The sequence below is a fragment of the Oleiphilus sp. HI0125 genome, assembly GCF_001635355.1.
This window is the reverse complement of the sequence record NZ_LWGF01000205.1, coordinates 1-660: the sequence shown is the minus strand read 5'-3', so window position 1 is coordinate 660 and position 660 is coordinate 1. Positions and strand designations below refer to the sequence as shown.

Sequence of the window (660 nt, the reverse complement as noted above, 5' to 3'; positions counted from 1 at the left end):
GCGTGACTCTGTTCTAACCCGATTTATGCAGGGAAGCTGCTGTGTTTTGGTTGCGACAGATGTCGCGGCTCGTGGCTTAGATGTCGATGATGTTGCTCTTGTCGTCAATTATGACTTGCCACGAGACAGTGAAGTGTATGTGCATCGTATTGGGCGGACTGGTCGCGCTGGTCACTCAGGAAAAGCTTATAGCATCTACACAGCGAAGCAACGGTACAAGCTCGAAATTTTAGAAGGTGAGCGCCAACAAGCACTTGAATATCTCGATGCTGCTAGCTTTAAGGCAAAGGGTAGTTTTCCTGAACCTGAGTTCGTGACGATAGAAATTTCTGGCGGTAAACGAGATAAAGTACGCCCCGGAGATCTGTTAGGAGCCCTAACAGCAGATGGCGGAATAGCCGGCTCTGAAGTCGGCAAAATTAAAATCGTTGCACGAGCAAGTTATGTCGCAGTGAAATCAGGATCGATGCGCAAGGCGTTGAATATTCTGAATGAAGGAAAAATAAAAGGGCGCAAATTCCGCGCGAGAAAGCTCAAGTAAATCGAAATCTAAAGAAACCAAAAAGGCAGACTGTCTCCATTCTGCCTTTTTTATTTGATAAAACACTTCTTGCTCAAATTATTGAATTGCTTCACGTCGTTTTCAGTGTGCAGTTGATC

At 45.5% G+C, this 660-nt stretch carries 1 protein-coding gene; it reads left to right on the top strand.

Annotated features, from left to right (window positions below):
- Positions 1 to 541: DbpA RNA binding domain-containing protein (locus A3762_RS28665; RefSeq protein WP_197468985.1), on the top strand; the 541-nt coding region annotated here is incomplete at its 5' end.
- Positions 542 to 660: the final 119 nt, after the last annotated feature.